The sequence below is a fragment of the Nocardioides pakistanensis genome, assembly GCF_054781215.1.
In genome coordinates this window covers 196,069-217,726 of the sequence record NZ_BAAGUV010000012.1, presented here as the reverse complement: position 1 = coordinate 217,726, position 21,658 = coordinate 196,069, and the positions used below count along the sequence as shown (strand labels likewise).

The window sequence follows — 21,658 nt, the reverse complement described above, 5'->3', positions numbered from 1 at the left end:
CGCTTTCACTTCCGCCACCGACCCGCTCCTCGCTGGCATAGTGACCCATACACCACCAAGCACCGCAGAAGGACTCGCAGATGCCCAACGATGGCGAGCAGCCGCGCTCGACGAACGTCCTCGACGACGCCGTACGCCGCGTCCGGGAACTCGACCCGTCCCTTGCGGCGGTGATCTCCCGCGAGGTCGCCTCGCTCCGTGATGGTCGCAAGTTCGGGCTCGTCTTCAACCGCCACCTGCCCGAGTCGGTGCGCCTGCCGAACCACCCGGTCAAGCGGGGCGTCAAGGTCACGCTGCGCAACCAGCAGGCCGCCGCAAAGTCCGAGACGGACGTCACATGGCGGGTCGCCAGAGTCACCCGGGCCGATTCCGGAGAGCGGCTCGCCTTCCTGGTCGCCGCCGACGGCGAGACGCTGCCCGAGCCCCGGCCCGTCTCCGACCTGGTCGTGGTGCGCGAGTTCGGCGAGCCGGTCTACCCCGGCCTGACGTCGGTGGACCGCATCCAGCGTGGCAAGCCAGACGACCCCTTCCATGTCGTCATCAACGGCGAGAACCACCACGCCCTCCAGGCCCTGAAGATGACCCACCAGGCCAAGGTCGACCTCATCTACATCGACCCTCCGTACAACACCGGCAACCAGGGCTGGATCTACAACGACAAGTACGTCGACGTGACCAAGGGTGATGCGTCCTCCAAGTGGCTCTCGTTCATGGAGCGTCGCCTCGTCATCGCGAAGGAACTCCTGAAGGAGACCGGCGTCCTCATCGTGGCCATCGGCGACGATGAGCACCACCATCTTCGGATGCTGCTGGACCAGATCTTCGGCGCGCAGAACTTCCTCAGCAACATTGTCTGGCAGGGCGGGCGCAAGAACGACTCACGGTACGTATCCAACGGCGCGGACTACATGCTGATCTACGCCCGTGACGAATCTTCGTTGAGCGACGCTGAGATCAGGTGGCGGGAGGAAAAGCCGGGCGTTCATGAAGTGCTTGCTCAGGGGGCAAGGGTTTGGGCTGAGACGGACGGAGATCAGGTACAGGCGACACAGATGATGCGCGCGTGGTTCAAGGAGCAGCCCAAGGACTCTCCTGCTCAGTCCCTCTCCCGCAACGTCTACTTTCTTCCAGACGGCACGCTCTGCTCGGACGCCGACATGGCGGCTCCAGAGGCGAGACCCAATCGGTGCCGACTCGTCCTCAGCCATCCCGCGACCGGACAACCTTGCGCTGTGCCCGCCAATGGCTGGCGAGTCGAAGAATCGACACTTCTGAGGTACGTCGCAGAAGGGCGGATTATCTACCGTGACGATCACTCCATTCCGCCCAGGCTCAAGAAGCCGTTGGCCGAAACTCAGGGACAGGTGCCGCTGTCCGTGTTCGAGAGGCAGCGGACCCATTCCGGTAGGCATCTCCAAAAGATCCTGGGCGACGGGCGCTTTCCGTTCCCCAAGGACCATGAGGTACTGATGCGCTGGATCCGGATCGCCGCGCCGATGGATGCGGTCGTCCTCGACTACTTCGGTGGTTCGGGGACCACCGCCGAGGCCGTTATGCGTCTCAACGCGGAGGATGGAGGCATCCGACGGTCGATCGTCGTCACGAACAACGAACTGGCCGTCAAGGACGCGAAGCGGCTCTCCAAGGAGGGTTACGCACCGGGCGACCCGGAGTGGGAGGCCCGCGGCGTCTTCGAGTACGTCACCCGGCCTCGGATCTCCACCGTAGTCACCGGCACCCGCCCTGACGGATCCAGGTACAGCGAAGGCCTGGAGGCGAACGTCGAGTTCTTCGACTTCACGTACCTCGACGAGTCCCGGGTCGAGCGCGCCAAGGAGTACAAAGCCATCGCCCCGCTTCTGTGGCTCCGCGCCGGGGCACGTGGGGACCGCATCGACGCCGAGCACGAGGACGGCTACGCCCTCACCGCCGAGTACGGCGTCCTGTTCACCGAGGACGGCACCGAGCCGTTCCTGAAGACGGTAGCCGACCGCGCCCGGAAGGATGAGCCCCCTACGCATGTCTTCGTCGTGACGGACTCCCCATCGCACTACGAGCACGTCTCGGGGCGGCTCCCCAGGGGTGTGCAGGCGGTCCAGTTGTACGAGTCGTACCTGCGGAACTTCGAGATCAACGTGGAGGCACGGTGAGCAACGGTCCTTCTCAGTGGGGATGGCTGTCCGCTCGACTGCTGGTCTTGTTCGACGAGTCAGAGGCCGTGTCCTGGCCTGTTCATTCTCTGTTCGACGGGGACGAGGAGTACAACGCCCGCGTTCGCCGCACCCTCCTCGCTATGGACCGCGAGGGCTGGATCGACCTGACAACCAACCGAAACGGAGAGGGTAAGGTCCTCGGCATCGGAAGCATCCGTTGTGTCTCCGCCCAGGCCATTCGTGAGATGAGGTCGCTCGCGCAGGCTTGGCAGAGCCTCGACTCGTCGGAGACAGACACTCGCAGCCAAGCGCCGTTGATGGTGGATGTTGGACGCTACGAAAGGCGAGACATCCCTGTTCTGCGCTTCATCTCGGAGTGGCTGGAGCAGAACGACCCTCCCCTCCAGATGTGGACCATCTGCGAGGAGATGGGCTTAGACCGTCCCGAAGCCATTCGTGCGGTTCGAGCCCTCATCGACACAGGGACGCTAGTCGGACGCCTGATCGCTGTCGATCAGACGTACGACTGCGAGATCCGCGGCCTCACCCTTGCCGGGCGCGAGAGGGCCGGTTCCTGGCCTTCGCCGGAGGCAACCGTCGACGCCGTCCTTGAAGCGCTGCGCGACTCTGACGCCCCCGAGGTGCGCGAGTCCGGAAACACGCTGTCCAAGTTCGCTCGCGATGTCATGGTGAGCGTGGTCGCCACCGCGATGACCGGAGGAGCCGCATGACCTTCACCCTCACCCCGTACCAGTCCACCGCGGTCGACTCGGCTGTCGCCGAGATCCGCGACGCCCAGGACGCGTTCAACCGCCGCGGCAAGAAGAAGGCGATCGGTCTGTCGGCACCGACCGGCGCGGGCAAGACCGTGATCGCGACCGCAGTCCTGGAGCGGCTGCTGCTCGGTGACGCCGATGCCCCGGCGAACCGCGACCTGGCGGTCCTGTGGGTCACCGACGACCCCGCGCTGAACCGTCAGACATCCGACAAGATGCTGCTCGCATCCGCGCGGCTCACGCCGAGCGACCTGGTGTTCCTCGACGAGTCGTTCGACGAGAAGACGCTGACCCGCGGCCGGATCCACTTCGTGCACATCCAGCAACTGGGTGTGAAGTCGACGGTCGCTTGGCCGGGCCGGGACCAGCGCGAGTACGGCCTGTGGGAGACGTTCGCCAACACCGCCACCGAGTACGGCTCGGACTTCCTGCTCGTCATCGACGAGGCGCACCGCGGCACCGAGGGCAAGAAGGACGCCACCATCGTCGAGAGGCTCAGCCACGGCGGCACCTACCCGGACCGCAACGGCGCCACCATGCCCGGCACCCACCCGGCCGCACCGGTGATCTTCGGCATCACCGCGACCCCGGAACGCTTCCGCAAGGCGATGGACCGCACCGGCCGGTCCCTGGAGGACGTCGTCGTCCCGGTCGAGGACGTCCGCGAGTCCGGGTTGCTGAAGGACAAGATCGTCGTCCGCCACCCCGGCGAGAACCAGCCCTCCCACGAGACGCTCCTGGGACTGGCCGTGGAAGCGCTGCGCAAGGCCGACGCGGCCTGGGCCGAGCACTACGACACGGTGGCCGCCACTGGCGAGGTCGCCCAGCGGGTGGAGCCGCTGCTGGTCATCCAGGTGGCACCGGGGACCGCGCCCAAGGACCTGGCACCGTACGTCGCCGCTCTGGAGTCCGAGTGGGACGTGCTCGCCGGTGATGCGGTCGTGCACGCCTTCCAGGAGCACTCCACGCTCACGGTGAACCTGCCGTCGGGGGAGCGGGAGGTCCGCTACGTCGCCCCGGACCGGATCGCCGCCGACACCCGCGCCCGGGTCGTGTTCTTCAAGAACGCCCTGACCACGGGCTGGGACTGCCCCCGCGCCGAGGTGATGCTGTCGCTGCGCAGCGCCAAGGACTACACCAACATCGCCCAGTTGATCGGCCGGATGGTGCGCACACCGCTCGCCGAGCGGGTCGAGACGCCCGGCGTGGACACCGACCTGCTCAACTCCGTCGCGCTCTACCTGCCGCACTACGACCGCTCCCAGGTCGCCAAGGTCGTCCAGGCGCTCAGCGAGGAGACCGAGGACGACATCGAGATCACCGTCGAGCCGATCGACTGCGTGAAGCGGGACCTGGAGGAGGTGCCCGAGGAGGTGTGGAACCTGCTCGGAGCGCTCCCGTCGACCGCCCGGGTGAAGAAGCCCTACGCCTCCGAGACCGTGCGACTGCTCGACCTGGCCCGGCTGCTGCGCGGCCACGAACTGCTGGCCGATGCCTCCTCGCAGGCACGCGCCCGCCTCGTCGGCGCGGTCCGCACCGAGGCCGCCGTCCGTGCCACCGACCTGTCCAAGGCGGTCGAGGACGTCACCACCCTCGACATGGCCGAGACGGTCTGGGACAACCGCGCTGGAGCCTTCGTCAGCACCGAATCCGGCGAGCCCGTCACCACGGCGGTGGCCGCGAAGACCGGCGACGTCGACGCCCAGTTCAACGCCGCGGTCCGCGCGCTGCCCGACGCGGTCGCCAAGTGGTACTGGAACGACCTGTGCGACGCCGACCCGGACCTGGACCCGTACGAGGCGAAGGCGCAGGTGGCGGCGCTGGTGAACACCCCGGACCTGGCCGCGGCGTTCAAGACCGCGGTCGAGTCGGCCGCCTCGTCCCAGATCGCCGCGTGGCGGACCCAGTACGCCAACCAGGTCACCATGCTGCCCAAGCAGGCTCGCCTGGACTTCGAGGCCGTGTGGAACCCCCGCTCGGGCTCGCTGACCGTCGACCTGGAGGTCCCCGAGACGGTGTCTGCGCCGACGGAGAGGATCGTCGGAACCGGGGAGAACGCCACCACGGAGATGGTTCCGGTCTACGACCACCACCTCTACGTCGCACCGGACGGCAACGGCAAGGTCACCCCCGGCAAGTTCCCCGCCGTGCTGACCGGGTGGGAGATCGACGTGCTCGCGAAGGAGTCGTCCTACCCGTCGCTGGTCGGCTGGTACCGCAACCCGCCGCGCTCCAAGCACGGACTGGCCGTGGCCTACGACGGTGGAGACAAGGTGGGCCTGCTCTACCCCGACTTCATGTTCTTCCACACCGTCGACGGGGAGACGGTCGTCGACATCGTCGACCCGCACGGCCACCAGTCAGCCGACACCGGACCGAAGTGGGCAGGCCTGGCCCGTTGGGCACACGACCACTCCGACAAGGTGCGCCGAGTGGTGGCCGTCATCAAGGTCGGCGAGAACCTGCTCGCACTAGACCTGACCGCCGACGACATCGCCGACCGGCTCGACGCCTGCTCCACCAAGAGCGACATCGAGGCGCTGTTCGACGAGCACGGCGGGCTGTACTGAGGGACCTCGTACCTCCGTAGCACTCCCGTGCCACCCGTTTGCGGCCCGGCGCCTGCGAGCAGTAGCACCGCAACCGGAGTCGACAGCCCCCACGCCGCCACCGAGCAACACTCCACCCGCCGCAGTCGTTACCAGGGCGACGGGCCCGGTGGTTTGGTGGCACGACGGCCCTGTCCGGCCAGTGGGTGCGGTGCCCACGGCCCAGTCGGGTGCCTCGCTCTGGTGGTGCGGAGCGGGGCACCCGACTCACGTCTGCCGCCGGATCCCTGGTCCATGGCATAGGACCAGGCATGGCCACGCCCGGACTCGACCTCGTCGCGTCTGCTCGGCGTGCCCGGACTCTCGCACCATTCATCTGGCGGTCGGAGCGCGGGTGGAGGAGGCCGACATGAAACTGCTCGTGCCCACCACGATCCTGACCGCGCTCGTCGCCACCGGCTGCGCCGGTCCTGCGCCGTCCGCCTACGACGCCGCGGCCGAGGGCGCACCGGCCGCGGAGGTGATCCTCGGCCGGGTCGACCCGGCCGCGCTGCACGAGGTCCCCGCCGAGGTCCGCGACGCGATCGCCACCACGGACTCGCGCACTGCGGACGCCGCGTGGCAGCCGCGGACCCGGTCCCATCAGGGCCGCACCTGGTTCACCAACCGCAACCTGCCGCCGTGCGGCACCGGCCAGGACTGGGAGATGCCCGCCGACGTCCAGGCCTTCGACGTGGCCGCCTCGCTGACCGAGCGCGGCCGCTACGTCATCGCGCGCCAGGTCGCCGTGTTCGGGTCCGTTGACGCTGCCCGTGCGGCCCTGGACTCGATGTCGGCCTTCACGGCACCCACCTGCCGCGTCTACGCCGGTTCCCCGGTCACCCAGGCGCACCAGTCGCCGTACACCGACCAGAACCCGGCGCCGGTCAGCCGAGTCACCGCCGATGCGGTGCTCACTGCTGCGGGCAGCCTGCGCACCGAGATCGGCCGCAGCGCCGCCTGGCTGGGCGTGGTCACCCGCACCGGCAACGCGGTGACCCTGACCCGGGTCGTCGACACCAGGCCCCGCCGGGCCGCCGTGGGACCCGCAGCAGACGTGGACCCGGCGCTGCTCCGGGAGGCCGCAGAGCAGGTCTCCGACCTGACCGGCCACCTCGCCGTGTTCGCAGCACCCGACGCCGCGGAGCAGTAGCCGGTGCTGGTCCTCGCCCTGATGACGGTCACTCTCACCTCACTGGCGGTGACCGCTCTGCGTACCCGCGGTCATGTCGACTGCGCCGAAGCCGCCCGCACCTACGTGCTGCGCGGCCGTGACCTGCCGACAGGGGAGAGCCGATGACCCGACCCAGCCTGCGAGCGCTCGCCGTCCTGGCCGCGGCAGCGATCGCCTCGGGCACGGCCACCCTCGGCACCCCGGTGTCGCAGGCGCTGTTCACCGACGCCTCGCCGCTACCGGGACCACGGCTCGACACCGACACGTTGCTGCCCCCGACCAACGCCCGGCCCGAGGCCGTCACCCCTGCCGGAGTCACCGTCGCCTGGCAGCCGTCAGCCTCGTCGTACGCGACCGGCTACCGGATCTTCCGCGGCACCACAGCGGCAGGTCCGTTCACCCACGTCGGGTCCGTCACGGGACGGGTCACCACCGAGTTCACCGACACCACCCCGGCCGCCGTCGGCGATGCGCACTACCTGGTCCGGGCAGCGGCGGGCAACTGGCTGAGCCCGATCACCGCGGCCTCGACGAGCAGCAAGGTGACCGCCCCGACGACGCTGAGCATCACCGCCGCCGGGCTCCAGGCACAAGCGGCAGGGGTGGGGTGCGTGATCCGCAACGCGGCGGGCACCCCAGTCTGGTCCGGCGGCCGGTCCTACAACGTCTACGTGTGGGACAAGATCACCCGGGCCGCCACCTGGCAGCGCAAGTACGACGTCTACGGCAACCCGGCCGAGGCCGCCAGGATGGCCGCCGACCTGAACGCGCTCCCGGCCACCGGCAACCACACCGTCGCGGTCTTCACCTGCGACGAGCCGCGCGGGAACCGGCTCAGCAACGGGCTCGACACCGCGATGTACCGGATCGGCGCGTCCCGGGCCGTGTTCGGCGCCACCGACGGCTCGTTCGGCGCTCGCGGCGCCTACCTGCTGGTCGGCGAGCCCGGCCGCGGCGAGGGCAACCCACTGGTGGAGTTGCAGAAGGGCACCGCCCCGGACCTCGCCACCGCGACCGCCCAGGACTGGGTCACCGCCACGTTCACCTTCGCCGGGGCCACCGTGGCCTGCCCGACGGGGCAGTTCCAGGCGTCGTACTTCGCGGACATGACCCTGCTCGGCGATCCCGCCGTCGTCCGCTGCGAGGAGAGCAAGGCGGGCTTGTGGGCCACCGGGTCACCCCCGGCCACGGCGGTCGAGCCGGACCGGTTCTCGGTCGAGCGCCGCGAGCGGGCCGACTTCGCTGCCGGGACCTACCGGTTCCGGGTGACCTCCGACGACGGGGTGCGCGTCTACCTCGACAACACTCTGCTCGTCGACGCTTGGCGTGACCAGTCCGGCACGACCTACACGGCCGACGCGGCGGTGTCCGCAGGACCGCACACGGTGATCACCCGCTGGTACGAGAACACCGGGACCGCGACCTTGGATGGCCCGTACTGGACACTGGTCCCCTGACCCTCGCCACAACCCTGGCCCCAACCCTGGGCACGCACCAGTCGGCGTCCGGCGGGGAGCGGTTGGCCGGGCCGCCGCACACCTTTGCGTCATGGACACCGTGGTGCAAGTCACACATTCCTGGTCGAGCGTCTTCGTCGACGGTCGCCGCGTCGAGGTGGCCCGGGTCGAGACGCCCGCCGCACCCGAGCGGGACCCGTGGGTGTTCCTGCACGGCTGGGGGCTGTCGCCACGCTCCTACCTGCCGGGGCTGAGGGCGCTCGCCGCCCGCACCGGACGCGAGGTGCTCGCTCTGTCCCTACCGGGCTTCGGCCGATCCGCACCGCTTCCGCTGCGGCAGCAGGGCGTCGCCGGGATCGCCGCCCACCTGGCCGGGGCGCTCGACGCGCTCGGGCTCGACCATGTCGACGTGATCGGCCACTCCTTCGGCGGAGGGATCGCGCTGCGGCTGGGCACGCTGCGGCCCGGAATGGTCTCCTCGATCACCGCGATCAGCCCCGTCGGCGGCGCCGGAACCGGTGCCGTGCCGGTGCACCGGATGCTCGGCGGGCTCACCCTCGACGGACTGCACCGGTGGACACCGCGCGCGGTGGCTGACCTCGTACCGAACATCCGACGGCACCCGGCCGCCTTCCTCGGGTCCGCCGTGGCCGCCTGGCGAGCCGACCTCCTGCACGACCTGTACCTGCTCTCCCGTACCGGAGTCCGCACCGCCGTCGCGTTCGCTGAACGCGACGCCGTGGTGACGCCCGGCGCGATCCCGCACAACCTGCTGCGCGGCATCCGCGTCGAGACTGTCCCGGGCCGTCACTCCTGGCTGCTCACCGAGCCGCACCGCTTCGCCGAGCACGTCACGAGCCGACTCTGGACGGCACCGGCCACCAGCGCCACCACCAGCGCTGCCACCCCGGGGTCTCACCTGGCCGCGGCCGCCTGACCCGCACCGGCGCCTACGCATGTGACCGGACATCCCCAGCCACGCCTGACCGACCGGTGCCCTCGTCCATGTCTCGCCTGCTCACCCTGCCCCTGCGTGGGCTCTCCGCCGTGCTCACCCTGCTGACCTGGACCGCGGCCACCGCGCTGCGCGTCGTACTGGGGCCACCGGGCCCGGCCGAGGAGATCGTCTGGCAGACCAAGCGCGACCTGATGCTGCGCTGAGCACCCCGCGGGGAGCAGCCGCGGCCACGCCGCACACTGCCAGGCCATGACCAGCGACGACTTCCCGACCTTCACCGGACGAGAGCAGCGCTCCCGGAGCCGCGGGATCCGCGCGATTGCATCCAGTGAGCGGTCTGCCGACATCTTCGGCCACCTGCCCGCCGGGTTCGTCTGGTCGACGGTGCTGCCTGCCGATCACGACGAGTCCGCTGCGCACCGCCACGTCGTCCATGAGCGCTCACCGATCTCGCTGTGCGGCATCAACACGGTCCCGCGGTTGTGGAAGGTGAACCGGTCCAAGCCGCACTGCCCCGACTGTGTGCGGGTCCTGGACACCGAGGATCTGGACTCCTTCGAGATCGACCGCCGTCTGACCATCGCCCGGGTCGGCACCGCCACCGGCGGGACCGCCACGAGGGTCACCGACCACGTCAACGGCCCGAAGCGGCTCCTGCGCAGGCACTTCGACGAGGACGTCGCCGACGCGATCGCCACCCTGCACAAGGCGGGGATGCTCAGGTTCTCCGAGGAGCACGTGATGGCCGACAAGGACGGCATCTTCGAGTCCGTCGACGGCACCTGCCTGCGCGACAGCGACCAGGCCTCTGAGCGTCTCCTGTCCCGGCTGGCCATCACCACCCGTTGGGTCGAGCCCGACGGGGCTCCCTACCGGCCCGGCACCGAACCCGCAGCCGCTACACCGGCCGCGCAGGAGTGGGAGCCGGAGGACACCGAGTTCTGAGCCGGGACTGCTCCGGCCGCGACCTGCGCATGTGGCAGGGCATGGACTTCGCCGTGCTCGTTGCCATCACGCTGCTGGCTGTCACCGTGGCCGCTGCTCTGCTCGCGCGGGTGCTCGCCGGGACAGGGGAGGACCAGTGAGCGTCGTCTACCTCAACGCAGCGACCGAGAAGCACGACGCGATGAGCCTGGCCTCACCCGCCCTCGCGCTCACGCCCCGGTGCTTCAACCTGCTGCGACGCGGCGGGTACCGCACCATCGAGGAGGTCGAGCAGGCCAGCGACCCCGAACTCCGGGCGATCCTGTCCATGCGCGAGTCCGACCTCGCGGCGATCCGGGACGCGATCGAGGTCTACCGTCGGGTGCAAGCCCGGGCCGCCGCGGCCACCCATCCGGCGTTCCGCAGGAACGTCGAATGGTGAGCCGTCCCGCAACCTCCGCACACTTGCCGGGCATGGAGAACATCAGCGTGACACTCTTCGTCATCGGCTTCCTGGTCACCCTTGTGTCCGGGCTCGTGGTCACCTCCATGCTCGGCGCGGGCCTCGGCAGCGGCACCTCGCATGTGCCTCCGGCCGAGGAGCAGTGATGGCCGCCCCCGACGGCAGCACCGCCTGCTGGGGCTGCGCGACCGGACGGGCCGTGCTGCGTGACGAGTTCGGACACACGCTGTGCGCCGGATGCGCGAGGCACTACGAGGTCGACCTTGCACTGGCGACCGGCATCGACTCCCCGCAGCCGGTCTCGCGCACCGGGGCATCTGCTCCCAGCCCCTGCCGAGCCGAGTAAAACCGGCCCAACGCGGGCGGGAACCATGCCACGCTGAGGTGACACCACCAGCACAACCCAGGGGGAACCATGTCCTTCACCGACGCGGTCGCGTCAGCGCTCCGCCAGTACGCCACCTTCTCCGGCCGGGCACGCCGGTCTGAGTATTGGTGGTTCGCCCTCTTCCATGTCGCTGCGGTCTTCGCGGGCAGCATGGTCGACGCGATGCTCGGGGTCAGCCCGGAGACCGGCCTATTCGGCACACTTGCCCTGCTCGCCTTGATCCTGCCGAACCTGGCCGTCACGGCCCGACGTCTCCACGACACCGGCCGATCCGGCTGGTGGATGCTGATCGCCTTCGTCCCGCTCGCTGGGGGCATCGCGATGCTGGTGTTCACCCTGTCCGACTCCACCCCCGGCCCGAACCAGTACGGCCCCTCGCCGAAGTACCCGCAGGCCATGCCCGGCTACTACCCGCAGGCCATGCCCGGCCAGCAGTCCGGTCAGCAGCCATACGGCCAGCCGTACGGATATGGCCAGCCTCAGCAGTACGGGAACTACCCGCCGCCCTCACAGGGTGCGAACCCCCAGCAGTACCCCGGCGGCTCCTTCCCTCAGCAGCCTCAGTAGCCGCCCCCGCGGAGGAGGGGTGGCCCCACGGGGAGACCGCGGCCCAGTGCCGCACACCTGCCGCGCATGAGCATCCTGACCCCCGCGGACCTCGACGACCTGAAGCACGCACTGATGAACGCCAACGGCGGCACCATGCGCGGCGACACCGCCGACTCGCTCGTGCTAGCCCTGACGCCCTACGTCGAGTGGCTTGCGGAGATGCACCAGGCCAAAGGCAGGGCCGCAGGCCTGGCCGAGGCTGCGGCGTCGGCCCGGGCGATGGCCACCGAGGACCTGGCCGGTGCGCTGGACCGCACCACCTGGCGCGCCGCGCTTCTGGCCGCAGCCGCCGAGTTCACCAGGCCCGTGGCCGAGCACGGACCCAGTACCCGGGCCGTGTACGTGCTGGTCGGGGCAGCGTGATGATCACCCTCCTGGCACCCACCAGCAGGCCGAACCGCACCGAGCGGGAGGCCGCGGCCGCGCTGGCCGGTCTCGCCGGTGTCGTGCTCGTCGACCTGCGCGTCGGCGGGGGAGGGCCGGGCAGACGCACCCGGCAGATCGACCTGCTCCTGATCACCCCCACCGGCTCGGCCGTAGTCGAGGTGAAGGGCACCGCCGCCTCCGGCGTGCTGTCGGCGCCGGTCAACGGCGCCTGGAAGGTCGGCGAGGACCCCCACCCGTTCCACGGCCGGTCCGAGACCACCCAGAACCCCGCGGTGCAGGCCGACATGGGCGCCAAGGTGCTGGCCACCGCGCTCCACGAGGCCCCCGGGGTCGACCTCGGCTTCATCGGCTCCGGCGTCGCCCTGTCCGGCGACCTGACCGTCCCCGGCGGGCTGCTGTGGAACGGCGGCACCTTCGTCACCCGGGCCGACCACCTGGCCCGCCACTGGCCGCAGGCGCACCGACCCAAGCCGCTGCGTGCCGAGGACGTGCTGCGTACCCTGCGCTTCCTGCTCGGGGAGGAGGCCGACCTGCCGAGCACCGGCGACCTGGTCGCCGAGGGGTTCACCGCCCCCTATCGCCCGGTCACCGCGCCGACACCGTCGGCCACCTTGTCCGACAGCGACGTGGCCGCCCGCTTCGCCGAGACCGTCCGGCATCTGGAGGCCGACGGCTTCGCGATGACCGAGCAGCCGCCCACACCGACGACAGGTGCTGTCTCGGAGCAGGCGCCGACTCCCGAGCAGGCGCCAACCCCGGAGCCGTCGAGCGCCGAGCAGCCGTCGCGGACGGAAGGGGCACCGCAGCACCAGGCTCCGGTCTGGCTGGCGCTGATCCTCGCGCCGTCGGGGGCGACGAAACGCAACGCCTTCCTGCTAGTCGTCATGACGTTCGGGCTGCTGATCAGCGTCTCCGACGGGGTCTCCGGTGGGGACGTCCTCAACGCCGTCGCCTGGCTGGTCATCGCCCTGGTGATCTCCACGGTGATGTCGATCGGCGCCATGATCCGCCGCGCCGTCACCCTCAACGTGGTCACCTGGCCCGAGGTGCTCGCCGCCTACGTGTTCCCGCTGTGGGCGTACTGGAACACCCTCCCGAGCGTGCCGACACCGTGGGGCGACCTCACGTTGCCGTCCTGGCTCGACGCCGGGGTCGCCGAGGCAGCCACGAGCGAGCAGATGGCGCACTTCGCCACGCTCTACTTCGTCATGTGGCCGCTGGCCGCAGCGGCGGTGTTCTGGTCGGGAGCGGCCCTCTACGGTGCCGCCCGCGGGCTGGCTCGCCTGGCCCGCCGCTGAGCAACCCCACCCTGCCCACGCGGCCCAACCTCCCTCCGGGGAGGGATCCGGCGACTGCCGCACACGTGGGAGGCATGGCAACCATGTCCCGCGCGTCCGTCGACCGGCTCCTGAGCACGCGCATGTCGCTTCCGAAGTCGAAGTTGTCGCGCGGCAAGGTCTATGACCGCTACAGCACTGGCTGGCGGCTCTCGTGGAGCAAGTGGGGCCACCCCCAGGTGACCTACGAGCCCGGGAACATCTCGGTGGCCTACCACCCCGACGCGGACGGCTCGAAGCGCCGCGCCTGCCTCGACGAGGTCGCCCAGGTGCTCTCCGGTGCCGGGTTCCTCATCGACCGCACTGCCGACGAGGTCCGCATCCTCCGCCACCTGCTTGCCGAGGACGACCAGTGAGCCTGACGGACCCGCTGACCCGGGAGGCCGCTGAGGAGGTCTACACGGTCCTCGTCGAGCACGCTGGGGCCAGCGACGACGGCTGGGCACGGGCCGACTTCGTGCACCACCAGGGCGCCTCGTTCTGCTCCGAGTACCGCTTCGGCGGCTGCCTCGGGTTCGGTGGCAAGTTCTGGCGCACCACCGTCCGGCTGCCCGACGGCACCTTCGGCGAAGGCTGGTACGTGACCGCCTACCCCGAGGACACCACGGTCGAGGTCCAGACGCGGATCGACGCCACCAACGCGGCCCTGCACCAGGCCCGTCAGCGCCATGCCGCCGCCCCCGATTATGCCGCCGGTGGGCCCTCTCGCGGCATAGGAACAACATGACCACCAGCGAGACCACCGGGCATTCAGGTGTCCTGACCACCCGGACCGGGAAGCCGGTCTCCGAGGTGTTCGCCTGGGACAACGACCGACTGGTGATCCTCGACTCCGACATCATCAACCTGATCCGACGCAAGTCCCTGTCGGCCTCCACCGCGAAGTCGATCGACTCCAACCCGGCCCGGTGGGCGTTCGAGAAGGCATTGCCCTCACACGAGAACCCCTTCGACGCCGCCCCGCTGGGCACGTCGGCGCACTCGGTCATGGAGGACCTGTTCGCGCTGAAGGGCAAGGAGCGCACCCAGGACAAGGCGATGTCCATCCTGCTCGCGCACTCCAAGGAGGCCTGGCCCGGCAAGGACGAGGAGTCGTTCGCCAAGCGCGGCCTGTGGATCTCCGAGGTCCACGCCGCCTACAAGGGCCTGTGGGACATCGAGGACCCGCGCCAGGTGTCGGTGTTCTCCCGCGAGTTCGCTGCCGACGGCATCGAGATCGCCGGGGTGCCGTTCATCGGCTACATCGACCGCATCGACATCACCCCGGACGGCTACCGCGTGGTGGACTACAAGTCGAGCAAGAAGATGCCCGCCAACATCACCCGGTTCGGCGACGATCACGGCGACCAGATGCGGCTCTACTCAGAGGTGATCCGGGTCCACCCCGACTTCGGCGGCGAACTCCCGGCCGAGGCGGCGCTGTACTACACACGGCTGGGCAAGTCGCGCAGCGTCCCGCTGAGCAAGCAGAAGATGCGCGAGACGCTCAACAAGTTCGCCAAGTCGTGGAAGTTGCTGAACAAGTACCTCGACGAGGCGGCGTTCCCGTGCAAGCCCGGCCCGTTGTGCGGCTGGTGCCCGCTGGTCAACGTCTGCCCCGTCGCACGGGCACACGACTACGTCGACCGCACCGTCGGCCCCGACGGCAGCCCGGGCGCACCGACGCGGCAGATGCTCGACATCCCGGTGATCTCGCCGTACCTCGGCGGCACCAAGAAGGTCGCGGTCACGGTCCCCGACTTCGACTTCGACTTCGGTTCCGCAGCCGACGACGACTTCGGCGCCGACCCGGCCGACGGGAACGACACCGTGCCGGGGATCGTGCTCGACGACGACTTCGGTTCCGCGGCCGAGACATCCGTGCAGGTTCCTGCGCAGGTCCCGGTGGAGCCCGAGGTCCAGGTCGACCCGGTCCTGCTGGACCCCGACCCGGCGGTGCCGGTCAGTGAGCCTGCCTGCGCGCTGCCCATCGACGACTTCGCCGAGGTCACTGTCCTGCCCGCACGGGAGCGTACCGACGCTGTGCCCGAGCCGGTCGTGGAGACCTTCGACCTGCCCGACGACGTCCATCCCGACGCCGCGTTCGACCTGCCGGACGACTTCGAGTCGTTCCCGCCCGAGCCGGACCCGGACGGCGGGGCTCCGGTCCCGGATTCCCCCATCGGCGAACCCGCTCCGGGGAGCGCAGATCCAGGTGCCGCACACATGACAGACGAGACATCAACCACTCCGCCGAGCACGGCGGGAACGGAGAAGAACACCATGAGCAACCTGCTCAGCGAGGGCAAGCCGTGGGACGAGACCGTCAACGGTCGGCTCAACCCCGCCTCCTACGCGGCCACCGCCGTGTTCGGCACCGTCACCCTCGCCTACGAGGAACTCCACAAGGCCGGTGTCGGCATCAGCAAGGCCAACATCGACGCGCTGGCCACGACCTTCGCCCACATCGTCGCCACCGCCCAGCAGGGCGTCACCGGCGTCGAGTCCTACCAGGACGCGGCCAACACCCGCCTGCGCGGTGCGCTGCGCACCGTGATCGACGCCAACCCGCTCCCGTGGGGTGGCAGCCAGGCCGACTGGGACCAGTGGGTCGACCTGACGACCAAGCACGTCAAGTCGATCGCCTCGGCCGCGCTGCGCCTCTACGACGCCGACCTGTCCGCCACCCCGTGGCACACCCTGTCGGTCCGTCAGGCCAACGCGGGCTGACCTCAGACCCCGGAGGGGCGGGCTGACCCGAGACACCCCGCCCCTCCGGTTCCAACGCTCCCCGCCCGATCCCGCACAGGAGTAACCGCCGCCGCGCACCCCGCACGTCGGCACCCAGAAAGCGTGGCCGCGCCACCGGCCGCACCGAGAAACCAGGAGTCCACATGGACAGCGCCACCCGCACCAACATCACCGCCGCCGCCGTCATGTCCGCCGGTCCGGTGACCGCCTACGAGGACCGCGCCGCCTACAACGCCGCCGTCCACGAGAACGCCGTCAGCATCGCCATCATGGCCTCGGAGTCGGGGTCCATCGGCAAGGCCCTGACCCAGATCGAGAACTGCAAGATCTTCTCCGGCACCGTCGTGTCGGTGAAGAAGGAGAAGTCCTCCACCCGCGGCGTGATCACGCTCAACACCGGCACCGACCGGGCCCGCGAGGGCGTCCCGGAGGGCTGCGAGCAGGTCCGCACCGAGCGCACCGACAACCCGATCGGGCTGGCGATGGCCCGGAAGATGCGCGAAATGATCGGCCACCGCGTCCTCGTCTGGGTCGAGGTCGAGGAGATCAACAACGGCGCGAACAAGGTCCGCGTCCTCCGCCACGCCGAGGACCTCGGTGTCGACCCGGCGATGGCCGAGGCGTCCTGACGCTCGCCCCACCGGCGTCCCGTCGGCTTCGCTAAGCCTCGACAAGCACCCCGCACCAGCCTGTCCCCTCAGACCTGGTGCGGGGTGCTTCGCGTCCCCGGACACCGACAAGGTGCCCGCCGTGGTGAACCCCCGCTCGCCTGCCGCACACCTCAGGGGCGTGAACACCATCTCTCGGGAACCCGGCAGCAACACCGGGCCGACTTCAACCGTCAGGCACCACATGACCGTCCCCGCTCCGAGGCAGCCGCACCCGGCCGCGATGCTCATGGCCGTGCCATGCTGGACCGCCGCGCTCGCCGACGAGTTCGCCGCCTACCTGCGCAACCGGGGAGTCCACGTCCAGGCGGTCCACAACGACACCGTCGCGATCCCGTTCAACGGCTCGGTCCGGTTCGCCGTCGAGGTGACCACCGCCGCCGTGTTCGGCGAGTACGCCGACGCCGGTGACATGGCCGACCTCCTCGCCGACGTCGCTGACCCGGCCGGTTCGCCGGTCGTCCCGGTTCACGTCGCGGTGTGACCCGGCCACCAAGCACGGTGAACGTCCGCGCCGATGCCGCACACCTGTCCGGCATGACCGACCAGAAGCGTCCCTCCTGCCAGGGCTCCCGCGCCGCCGCGATCTACGCCGACCTCGAAGCCGAGGCCGAACAGTTCCTCGCAGCGTTCTCGGCCGAGGAGCAGGCCGACGCGGTGATGGGCCTGTACTTCGACGACGGCGGCCGGATCAGGACCCGGTACCGGTCGATGTCGGACCACCCGTTCAGCCCCGCCCTGGTCGCCCACGTGACCGCCCGGCTGCGGCACCCGGCGCTGAGCCTGTTCCGGCACCGCACCTACGACGTGTGCGCCCTGGTGGAGCAGTACCCGGCCGAGACGTGGGACGACGTGCTGGTCAGCCTCTTCTTCGACGCCGATCAGCAGGTCCGCACCCACCACCACATGCTGAGGCTGGTGTGAGGTTCCGTAGCCGCTGCCGCCCCGAGCCGCAGTCCTCGCCACGCTTCGCCTTCTGCGAGCAGGTCTGGGCCACACCGACGTCGCCGTGGCACATCCGCGCCGTCGGCACCGACGGCCTCCGGCCCGGCGGCGGCATCGTGGGGGAGTCCCTGTGCTGCCGGGAACTGACCGGCGGCTGGGATATCCCGACCCGCATCGTCGACGAAGCGACCCTGGAACGGCTGCTCACCCCCGACTCCGACGGTCGGCTCGCGGTGTGCGTTGCCTGCTTCGCGGCGTGGAGGTCCACGCAACAGCCCTGGCCCGAACAGCACGACGGACTGTCACCCCGCGACTTCACCTGACCGGCGCTGGCGACGCCCCGAGGGCACCCAGTGGGCCTCAGCGGGCGTCGCCGCGACCGAGAACGGTCCCGTCGTGGACCGTCACGCCCGCGCGTCGGCACAGGTCGACGGCCACCTCCGGCACGTCTGCCTCGCGCAGCCCGCCCCCGGCCGGGTCGCTCTCGACCCCGAAGATCACCACGTCGCCGACGATGTAGTCGGCCTGGTGCAGCCCTGGGGCGGCCAGGTACACCACGCGGGTGGCGGCGCCGTTGACCGGCAGGCCCAGATGCTTGCCGTCCTCGTTCATGTACATCGCCACGCCCGGGGCGAGCGCGAGGTCCTCGACGTAGCCACCGACGACCTTCTGCCAGGCCGCCAGCGACGGAGGCAGCGTTCGCAGCGTCGCCCGGTCCGTGCCCGCCTCGATCACAAGCACCTTGACCTCTCCGCTGTCTGTCACAGGTCGCACCCTACCGGCCCGCTGGGGCTACCGCCCGGCGCCAGGCGCAGCCATCCGGAGGACCACACCGATGTCATTCAACAAGGGCCGTCGGAGGCGGCAGAGCGACGGTAAAACCCCAGCACAGAGGCCCTTTTCGGGGAGCGCAGCGGCTCCGTCCGCGCACCTGTAAGGCATGAGACGGCGAGCAACGCGGACCCGCACCGACACCTAGCAGAGGCCCAGCGCTTCGACCCGATCATCACCACGACAGCACCAACGGCGGCACCGGACCGGTGAACCGTCTGGCGGGCTCTGCCCGCGACATCGTGATGACGCCGAGCCCGCTGCGGCCACGGCACAACCCGAAGGAAGTCCCACCATGCACGCATGGGTCAAGTGCGTCCTCGTGACGCTGGCAACCACCCTCCTGGTCGCATCGGGAGCGACCGCCTCACCCGCCCCGGCCGCGGAGGTCGGGCAGGCCGGATCCACCGCCGTGCGGTTGAACCGCACCGTCTCGTTCGCCGGGACGACCACCGCCCAGGTCGCCCGACAGGCCTACGCCAGACTCGCGCGCCGCCCTGGCCGCGTCGACCGGGTCGCTGCGATCAAGCGGCTCCCCGACCGGCTCGGCGCACCGGTCGTCAAGCGCAGCCTCACCGACCGCAACCACGACGGCCGCGACGACGACGGCCAGATCGCGTTCACGATCGGCCAGCGCAACCAGTCCTGCCTCACCCTGGACACCGGCAAGGTCCGCCCCGGCAACTGCATGCGAGTCGTCGCAGGCCCGTTGACCGTGCAGTCCGCTGCGGCGCTGATCCACCGCACCTTGGTGTGGTTCGACCGGCACCACAGCACCTACCGGATGCAGCCCACCGACGTGGCCCTGGTCCGCCAGACCGCAGCGAAGGAACTGCCCGCCAGCATGCAGGTCACCTTCACCGACGCCGACGGTGACCGACGCGTCGACGCAGGGCGGGTGCTGCTGGCCGACACCGCCCGAGGCGCCTGCATGGCGATGTACCTGCCCGAGCACGACCCCAACGGCGCCTTCTACGGCTCCGGCTACACCTTCGTCGACTGCCCCTAGACCCACCCAGGTCGCACTCGATCGCGGGCGGTCCCCACACCCGGGGCCGCCCGCTTCGCATGCCTGCGCCGGGAACGGCGCCGGTGGCCAGGCCGAGTGGGGAGCGCCGCCGGGAGTGCCGCACACTCCTCCCAGGTGACCATCCATCAGAGCCGCACCCCGATCCGGATCGGGGACACCATCATGGACGCGGCCTCCGCGTTCGCCGAGGCCGACCTGCGCTACGGCGACCGGGAGATCTCCGACGCCGCGGCCGCCAGCATCGCCGCAGTCTTCGCCGCCGTGCACCGACCCGCCCTGAGCGCCCTCGCCACCGGCGCCAGCACGTTCGCCGAGGAGGTTCTCGACGACGTCGCCGACGCGCGACGCAGCACCCGCCGCGACTCCGACAGGCGAGCCCTCGACATGCTCGGCACGTGGACGATCGCCGCCAGCCGCACCGGTCGACGTGGCTGAGGTGCCCGACCAGCCGCTGCCCGGGCATCTGCGCTGGCCCTACCCCACAGTCGAGTGCGCGAACCCCGAGTGCCCGGACCCGACCCTGACACCGCAGACGCAGGCGGTCCTCTTCGCCGACCTGACGACCAGCCAGTTCGCGGTCTTCTGCGGACCGTGCTCACTCACCGTGGAGTTGTTCCACGGTGACCGATGGCGGCTGGTCGGCGCATGAACATGACCCCAGCGGGCGCCCTCATCCCCGCGCACCTACCGGACATGAGCACCGCCACCCAGCACCCCCGCACCCCGGCCGGAACCCCCGCCGGAGGCCAGTTCGCCCCGACTCTGCACCCCGAGTCGGCAGTGTCCCTGACCGGACCACACGCCGCCGTCGCCGAAGCCACCGGCCGCTGCCCGATCTGCCAGGGCACGGACAGCAACTACCACGGGGCCCGCGGCACCTGCCCCGGCTGCACTGGCACCGGGACCATCACCGACGCCGACGGCTGGGACCGGGTCGCCCGCGTCGAGGCCGACTGCACGATCACCTGCGTGGACTGCAACGGCGACGGCTGCGGCCCCGAGGAGTCCACCACCTGCCGTACCTGCGACGGCGCCGGGACGGTCACCGACTACAGCCTGGCCGAGTAGCGCCACCTGCCGCGCACCCCAGCGGCGAACCACACCATCCCGAGAGAAGGACCGATGAAGTTCCTCACCGCCGCAGCCGCTGGCGCCACAGCGTCCCTGGTTGCCCGTGCCGCCGCCGTACGCCGCGCCCGCCGTGTCGGACACGGCCAGGTCGGCCGCCTCTTCGGCGGCGTCCAGACCGACCACTACCCGTCCACCGCTGCCCATCCGCTCTCCCGCCGGGAACGGCACCTGCTGGAACGGGCTCAGGTCCGCGCCGCACAGCCGGAGCAGTTCCGGACGCTGTCCATCCACCGCTGACCCCCTACCCACGCCCCCGGAGAGGCACCGCCTTGTCACTCACCGCCGCCTTCACCGCCCTGCTGCCGTTCGTGGTCGCGCTCGGAGCAGCACTCGGCGTGGCCACGTTCGTCATCGTCGGCGTGGCCAAGATCGAGCACATGAAGGCCACCGGCCACCCCGCGGTGGGCCCCACCCGGACCTAGGGCCCTCCCACAGCCTGCCCCGTCCTGCCGGTGAGCCCGTCGAGGGGCGGGTCATCGCGTCAGTCGGCCGCCGCCGGAGCCGCCGGACCCTCGGGATCCGGGCCAGCCTCGCCGGTCCCGTTCCCGGTCTCGCGCAGCACCCCCAGGAGTCGCATCGCGGAGTCGGCCCAGAACGTCGAGGTGCTCGATCGCACCGGACACGGTGACACTGAGCCCGTCCGGGCCGGAGACGGTGATCGAGACCGGCGGCTTCTCCTGAGGCTTCCCTGATGACGGGTTCGTGGCCGGGCTGCCTACCCGGCCCGTCATCGCAGCCTCAGCATCTTCGAGCGCCCGCAGGTAAAGTCCGACGCTGCTGGAGCGCACCGACCCGGCGTCACGTTCGACCCGCCGCACCGTGGCCGCGTCGAGACCGGCCCGTTCACCGATGCCACGCTGGCTGATCCGCAGCGCCTCCCGCCTGCGGCGCAGGTCCTCGCCGGTCGCGTCTGGCTGCACGGGTGCTCCTCGGTGTCGCTGCTGCCTGGTGGTGTCGCCTCACCGTACCGAGCAGCAGCCCAGCGCGCAGTCTCCCTGGAGGTCTCGCCCGCCGGTCGGCGGGCCGTCGGCATAGGAGCCCCGACCGCCGATCCGGGCGGGTCTACGCATGTCACCTTGCAGAACACCCTGAAGGCCACCAGCCAGGAG

Annotated in this window: 30 protein-coding genes; 28 read left to right on the top strand and 2 right to left on the bottom strand. The window is 70.4% G+C overall.

Features of this window, described 5'->3' with window-relative positions:
- The first annotated feature begins 80 nt into the window (after nucleotides 1–80).
- The 22 genes from ACYVIH_RS05650 (at nucleotide 81) to ACYVIH_RS05545 (ending at nucleotide 17,880) form a co-directional block, all read left to right on the top strand.
- Nucleotides 81–2,150, top strand: a complete 2,070-nt coding sequence (locus ACYVIH_RS05650; protein ID WP_460866946.1) for a site-specific DNA-methyltransferase — start codon at nucleotides 81–83, stop codon at nucleotides 2,148–2,150.
- Nucleotides 2,147–2,884 carry a hypothetical protein gene (locus ACYVIH_RS05645; protein WP_460866944.1) on the top strand — a complete coding sequence of 246 codons (738 nt, stop codon included), beginning with the start codon at nucleotides 2,147–2,149 and terminating at the stop codon, nucleotides 2,882–2,884. The genes ACYVIH_RS05650 and ACYVIH_RS05645 overlap by 4 nt, the downstream gene beginning before the upstream one ends.
- Nucleotides 2,881–5,499, top strand: a complete 2,619-nt coding sequence (locus tag ACYVIH_RS05640; protein ID WP_460866942.1) for a DEAD/DEAH box helicase — start codon at nucleotides 2,881–2,883, stop codon at nucleotides 5,497–5,499. The genes ACYVIH_RS05645 and ACYVIH_RS05640 overlap by 4 nt, the downstream gene beginning before the upstream one ends.
- 388 nt (nucleotides 5,500–5,887) lie before the next feature.
- Nucleotides 5,888–6,670, top strand: a complete 783-nt coding sequence (locus tag ACYVIH_RS05635) for a hypothetical protein (RefSeq protein WP_460866940.1) — start codon at nucleotides 5,888–5,890, stop codon at nucleotides 6,668–6,670.
- 3 nt (nucleotides 6,671–6,673) lie between these two features.
- Nucleotides 6,674–6,817: a hypothetical protein gene (locus ACYVIH_RS05630; protein ID WP_460866937.1), complete on the top strand. Its 144-nt coding sequence runs from the start codon at nucleotides 6,674–6,676 to the stop codon at nucleotides 6,815–6,817.
- Nucleotides 6,814–8,148, top strand: coding sequence for a PA14 domain-containing protein (locus ACYVIH_RS05625; RefSeq protein ID WP_460866935.1), 1,335 nt, complete (start codon nucleotides 6,814–6,816; stop codon nucleotides 8,146–8,148). Before ACYVIH_RS05630 ends, ACYVIH_RS05625 begins: the two co-directional genes overlap by 4 nt.
- A gap of 91 nt (nucleotides 8,149–8,239) precedes the next feature.
- The gene (locus tag ACYVIH_RS05620) at nucleotides 8,240–9,085 is read left to right on the top strand and encodes an alpha/beta fold hydrolase (RefSeq protein ID WP_460866933.1); all 846 of its coding nucleotides are present in this window, start codon (nucleotides 8,240–8,242) and stop codon (nucleotides 9,083–9,085) included.
- A 68-nt stretch (nucleotides 9,086–9,153) separates the two neighbouring features.
- Nucleotides 9,154–9,309: a hypothetical protein gene (locus ACYVIH_RS05615; protein ID WP_460866931.1), complete on the top strand. Its 156-nt coding sequence runs from the start codon at nucleotides 9,154–9,156 to the stop codon at nucleotides 9,307–9,309.
- A gap of 46 nt (nucleotides 9,310–9,355) precedes the next feature.
- Nucleotides 9,356–10,051 carry a hypothetical protein gene (locus ACYVIH_RS05610; protein WP_460866929.1) on the top strand — a complete coding sequence of 232 codons (696 nt, stop codon included), beginning with the start codon at nucleotides 9,356–9,358 and terminating at the stop codon, nucleotides 10,049–10,051.
- Between the two features lie 136 nt (nucleotides 10,052–10,187).
- On the top strand, nucleotides 10,188–10,472 hold the full coding sequence (locus tag ACYVIH_RS05605; RefSeq protein WP_460866926.1) for a hypothetical protein: 285 nt from the start codon (nucleotides 10,188–10,190) through the stop codon (nucleotides 10,470–10,472).
- A 32-nt stretch (nucleotides 10,473–10,504) separates the two neighbouring features.
- Nucleotides 10,505–10,639, top strand: a complete 135-nt coding sequence (locus ACYVIH_RS05600; RefSeq protein WP_460866924.1) for a hypothetical protein — start codon at nucleotides 10,505–10,507, stop codon at nucleotides 10,637–10,639.
- Nucleotides 10,639–10,839: a hypothetical protein gene (locus ACYVIH_RS05595; RefSeq protein WP_460866922.1), complete on the top strand. Its 201-nt coding sequence runs from the start codon at nucleotides 10,639–10,641 to the stop codon at nucleotides 10,837–10,839. The genes ACYVIH_RS05600 and ACYVIH_RS05595 overlap by 1 nt, the downstream gene beginning before the upstream one ends.
- Before the next feature lie 69 nt (nucleotides 10,840–10,908).
- The gene (locus tag ACYVIH_RS05590; protein ID WP_460866920.1) at nucleotides 10,909–11,448 is read left to right on the top strand and encodes a DUF805 domain-containing protein; all 540 of its coding nucleotides are present in this window, start codon (nucleotides 10,909–10,911) and stop codon (nucleotides 11,446–11,448) included.
- A gap of 66 nt (nucleotides 11,449–11,514) precedes the next feature.
- Nucleotides 11,515–11,853, top strand: a complete 339-nt coding sequence (locus ACYVIH_RS05585; protein ID WP_460866918.1) for a hypothetical protein — start codon at nucleotides 11,515–11,517, stop codon at nucleotides 11,851–11,853.
- Nucleotides 11,853–13,175, top strand: a complete 1,323-nt coding sequence (locus ACYVIH_RS05580) for a nuclease-related domain-containing protein (RefSeq protein ID WP_460866915.1) — start codon at nucleotides 11,853–11,855, stop codon at nucleotides 13,173–13,175. Before ACYVIH_RS05585 ends, ACYVIH_RS05580 begins: the two co-directional genes overlap by 1 nt.
- 83 nt (nucleotides 13,176–13,258) lie before the next feature.
- Nucleotides 13,259–13,570 carry a hypothetical protein gene (locus tag ACYVIH_RS05575; protein ID WP_460866912.1) on the top strand — a complete coding sequence of 104 codons (312 nt, stop codon included), beginning with the start codon at nucleotides 13,259–13,261 and terminating at the stop codon, nucleotides 13,568–13,570.
- Complete coding sequence (locus ACYVIH_RS05570; protein ID WP_460866910.1) at nucleotides 13,567–13,941, top strand: hypothetical protein; 375 nt, start codon at nucleotides 13,567–13,569, stop codon at nucleotides 13,939–13,941. Before ACYVIH_RS05575 ends, ACYVIH_RS05570 begins: the two co-directional genes overlap by 4 nt.
- Nucleotides 13,938–15,923: a RecB family exonuclease gene (locus ACYVIH_RS05565; protein WP_460866908.1), complete on the top strand. Its 1,986-nt coding sequence runs from the start codon at nucleotides 13,938–13,940 to the stop codon at nucleotides 15,921–15,923. The genes ACYVIH_RS05570 and ACYVIH_RS05565 overlap by 4 nt, the downstream gene beginning before the upstream one ends.
- A gap of 164 nt (nucleotides 15,924–16,087) precedes the next feature.
- Complete coding sequence (locus tag ACYVIH_RS05560) at nucleotides 16,088–16,573, top strand: hypothetical protein (RefSeq protein ID WP_460866905.1); 486 nt, start codon at nucleotides 16,088–16,090, stop codon at nucleotides 16,571–16,573.
- A 223-nt stretch (nucleotides 16,574–16,796) separates the two neighbouring features.
- Entirely contained in the window at nucleotides 16,797–17,096 is a 300-nt protein-coding gene (locus ACYVIH_RS05555) for a hypothetical protein (protein WP_460866903.1), read from the top strand.
- A 53-nt stretch (nucleotides 17,097–17,149) separates the two neighbouring features.
- Nucleotides 17,150–17,536: a hypothetical protein gene (locus ACYVIH_RS05550; RefSeq protein ID WP_460866900.1), complete on the top strand. Its 387-nt coding sequence runs from the start codon at nucleotides 17,150–17,152 to the stop codon at nucleotides 17,534–17,536.
- A complete protein-coding gene (locus tag ACYVIH_RS05545) occupies nucleotides 17,533–17,880 on the top strand; it encodes a hypothetical protein (RefSeq protein ID WP_460866898.1) in 348 nt (115 codons plus the stop codon). Before ACYVIH_RS05550 ends, ACYVIH_RS05545 begins: the two co-directional genes overlap by 4 nt.
- A 37-nt stretch (nucleotides 17,881–17,917) precedes the next feature.
- Here ACYVIH_RS05545 and ACYVIH_RS05540 read toward each other — a convergent pair whose 3' ends face one another.
- Nucleotides 17,918–18,322, bottom strand: coding sequence for a DUF3846 domain-containing protein (locus ACYVIH_RS05540; protein ID WP_460866896.1), 405 nt, complete (start codon nucleotides 18,320–18,322; stop codon nucleotides 17,918–17,920).
- 361 nt (nucleotides 18,323–18,683) lie between these two features.
- Between ACYVIH_RS05540 and ACYVIH_RS05535 the strand changes: the two genes are divergently transcribed.
- From ACYVIH_RS05535 to ACYVIH_RS05510, 6 genes are all read left to right on the top strand, one after another.
- The gene (locus tag ACYVIH_RS05535) at nucleotides 18,684–19,397 is read left to right on the top strand and encodes a hypothetical protein (RefSeq protein ID WP_460866894.1); all 714 of its coding nucleotides are present in this window, start codon (nucleotides 18,684–18,686) and stop codon (nucleotides 19,395–19,397) included.
- Between the two features lie 135 nt (nucleotides 19,398–19,532).
- Complete coding sequence (locus ACYVIH_RS05530) at nucleotides 19,533–19,853, top strand: hypothetical protein (protein WP_460866891.1); 321 nt, start codon at nucleotides 19,533–19,535, stop codon at nucleotides 19,851–19,853.
- Nucleotide 19,854: 1 nt separating this feature from the next.
- On the top strand, nucleotides 19,855–20,067 hold the full coding sequence (locus tag ACYVIH_RS05525; RefSeq protein ID WP_460866889.1) for a hypothetical protein: 213 nt from the start codon (nucleotides 19,855–19,857) through the stop codon (nucleotides 20,065–20,067).
- 44 nt (nucleotides 20,068–20,111) lie between these two features.
- Nucleotides 20,112–20,486, top strand: coding sequence for a hypothetical protein (locus ACYVIH_RS05520; RefSeq protein ID WP_460866887.1), 375 nt, complete (start codon nucleotides 20,112–20,114; stop codon nucleotides 20,484–20,486).
- Between the two features lie 54 nt (nucleotides 20,487–20,540).
- Nucleotides 20,541–20,786, top strand: a complete 246-nt coding sequence (locus ACYVIH_RS05515) for a hypothetical protein (RefSeq protein WP_460866884.1) — start codon at nucleotides 20,541–20,543, stop codon at nucleotides 20,784–20,786.
- A 32-nt stretch (nucleotides 20,787–20,818) separates the two neighbouring features.
- Nucleotides 20,819–20,971, top strand: a complete 153-nt coding sequence (locus ACYVIH_RS05510; RefSeq protein WP_460866883.1) for a hypothetical protein — start codon at nucleotides 20,819–20,821, stop codon at nucleotides 20,969–20,971.
- Nucleotides 20,972–21,022: 51 nt separating this feature from the next.
- Here ACYVIH_RS05510 and ACYVIH_RS05505 read toward each other — a convergent pair whose 3' ends face one another.
- A complete protein-coding gene (locus tag ACYVIH_RS05505) occupies nucleotides 21,023–21,469 on the bottom strand; it encodes a helix-turn-helix domain-containing protein (protein ID WP_460866880.1) in 447 nt (148 codons plus the stop codon).
- Between the last annotated feature and the right edge of the window lie 189 nt (nucleotides 21,470–21,658).

Bases quoted from the DNA above. Each gene is read 5' to 3' on its own strand.
- ACYVIH_RS05575 (WP_460866912.1), top strand. From the start codon at position 13,259: ATGTCCCGCGCGTCCGTCGACCGGCTCCTGAGCACGCGCATGTCGCTT.
- ACYVIH_RS05595 (WP_460866922.1), top strand. From the start codon at position 10,639: ATGGCCGCCCCCGACGGCAGCACCGCCTGCTGGGGCTGCGCGACCGGA.
- ACYVIH_RS05650 (WP_460866946.1), top strand. From the start codon at position 81: ATGCCCAACGATGGCGAGCAGCCGCGCTCGACGAACGTCCTCGACGAC.
- ACYVIH_RS05610 (WP_460866929.1), top strand. From the start codon at position 9,356: ATGACCAGCGACGACTTCCCGACCTTCACCGGACGAGAGCAGCGCTCC.
- ACYVIH_RS05535 (WP_460866894.1), top strand. From the start codon at position 18,684: ATGCACGCATGGGTCAAGTGCGTCCTCGTGACGCTGGCAACCACCCTC.
- ACYVIH_RS05565 (WP_460866908.1), top strand. From the start codon at position 13,938: ATGACCACCAGCGAGACCACCGGGCATTCAGGTGTCCTGACCACCCGG.
- ACYVIH_RS05640 (WP_460866942.1), top strand. From the start codon at position 2,881: ATGACCTTCACCCTCACCCCGTACCAGTCCACCGCGGTCGACTCGGCT.
- ACYVIH_RS05515 (WP_460866884.1), top strand. From the start codon at position 20,541: ATGAAGTTCCTCACCGCCGCAGCCGCTGGCGCCACAGCGTCCCTGGTT.
- ACYVIH_RS05555 (WP_460866903.1), top strand. From the start codon at position 16,797: ATGACCGTCCCCGCTCCGAGGCAGCCGCACCCGGCCGCGATGCTCATG.
- ACYVIH_RS05580 (WP_460866915.1), top strand. From the start codon at position 11,853: ATGATCACCCTCCTGGCACCCACCAGCAGGCCGAACCGCACCGAGCGG.
- ACYVIH_RS05520 (WP_460866887.1), top strand. From the start codon at position 20,112: ATGAGCACCGCCACCCAGCACCCCCGCACCCCGGCCGGAACCCCCGCC.
- ACYVIH_RS05615 (WP_460866931.1), top strand. From the start codon at position 9,154: ATGTCTCGCCTGCTCACCCTGCCCCTGCGTGGGCTCTCCGCCGTGCTC.
- ACYVIH_RS05560 (WP_460866905.1), top strand. From the start codon at position 16,088: ATGGACAGCGCCACCCGCACCAACATCACCGCCGCCGCCGTCATGTCC.
- ACYVIH_RS05635 (WP_460866940.1), top strand. From the start codon at position 5,888: ATGAAACTGCTCGTGCCCACCACGATCCTGACCGCGCTCGTCGCCACC.
- ACYVIH_RS05600 (WP_460866924.1), top strand. From the start codon at position 10,505: ATGGAGAACATCAGCGTGACACTCTTCGTCATCGGCTTCCTGGTCACC.
- ACYVIH_RS05590 (WP_460866920.1), top strand. From the start codon at position 10,909: ATGTCCTTCACCGACGCGGTCGCGTCAGCGCTCCGCCAGTACGCCACC.
- ACYVIH_RS05625 (WP_460866935.1), top strand. From the start codon at position 6,814: ATGACCCGACCCAGCCTGCGAGCGCTCGCCGTCCTGGCCGCGGCAGCG.
- ACYVIH_RS05585 (WP_460866918.1), top strand. From the start codon at position 11,515: ATGAGCATCCTGACCCCCGCGGACCTCGACGACCTGAAGCACGCACTG.
- ACYVIH_RS05550 (WP_460866900.1), top strand. From the start codon at position 17,150: ATGACCGACCAGAAGCGTCCCTCCTGCCAGGGCTCCCGCGCCGCCGCG.
- ACYVIH_RS05620 (WP_460866933.1), top strand. From the start codon at position 8,240: ATGGACACCGTGGTGCAAGTCACACATTCCTGGTCGAGCGTCTTCGTC.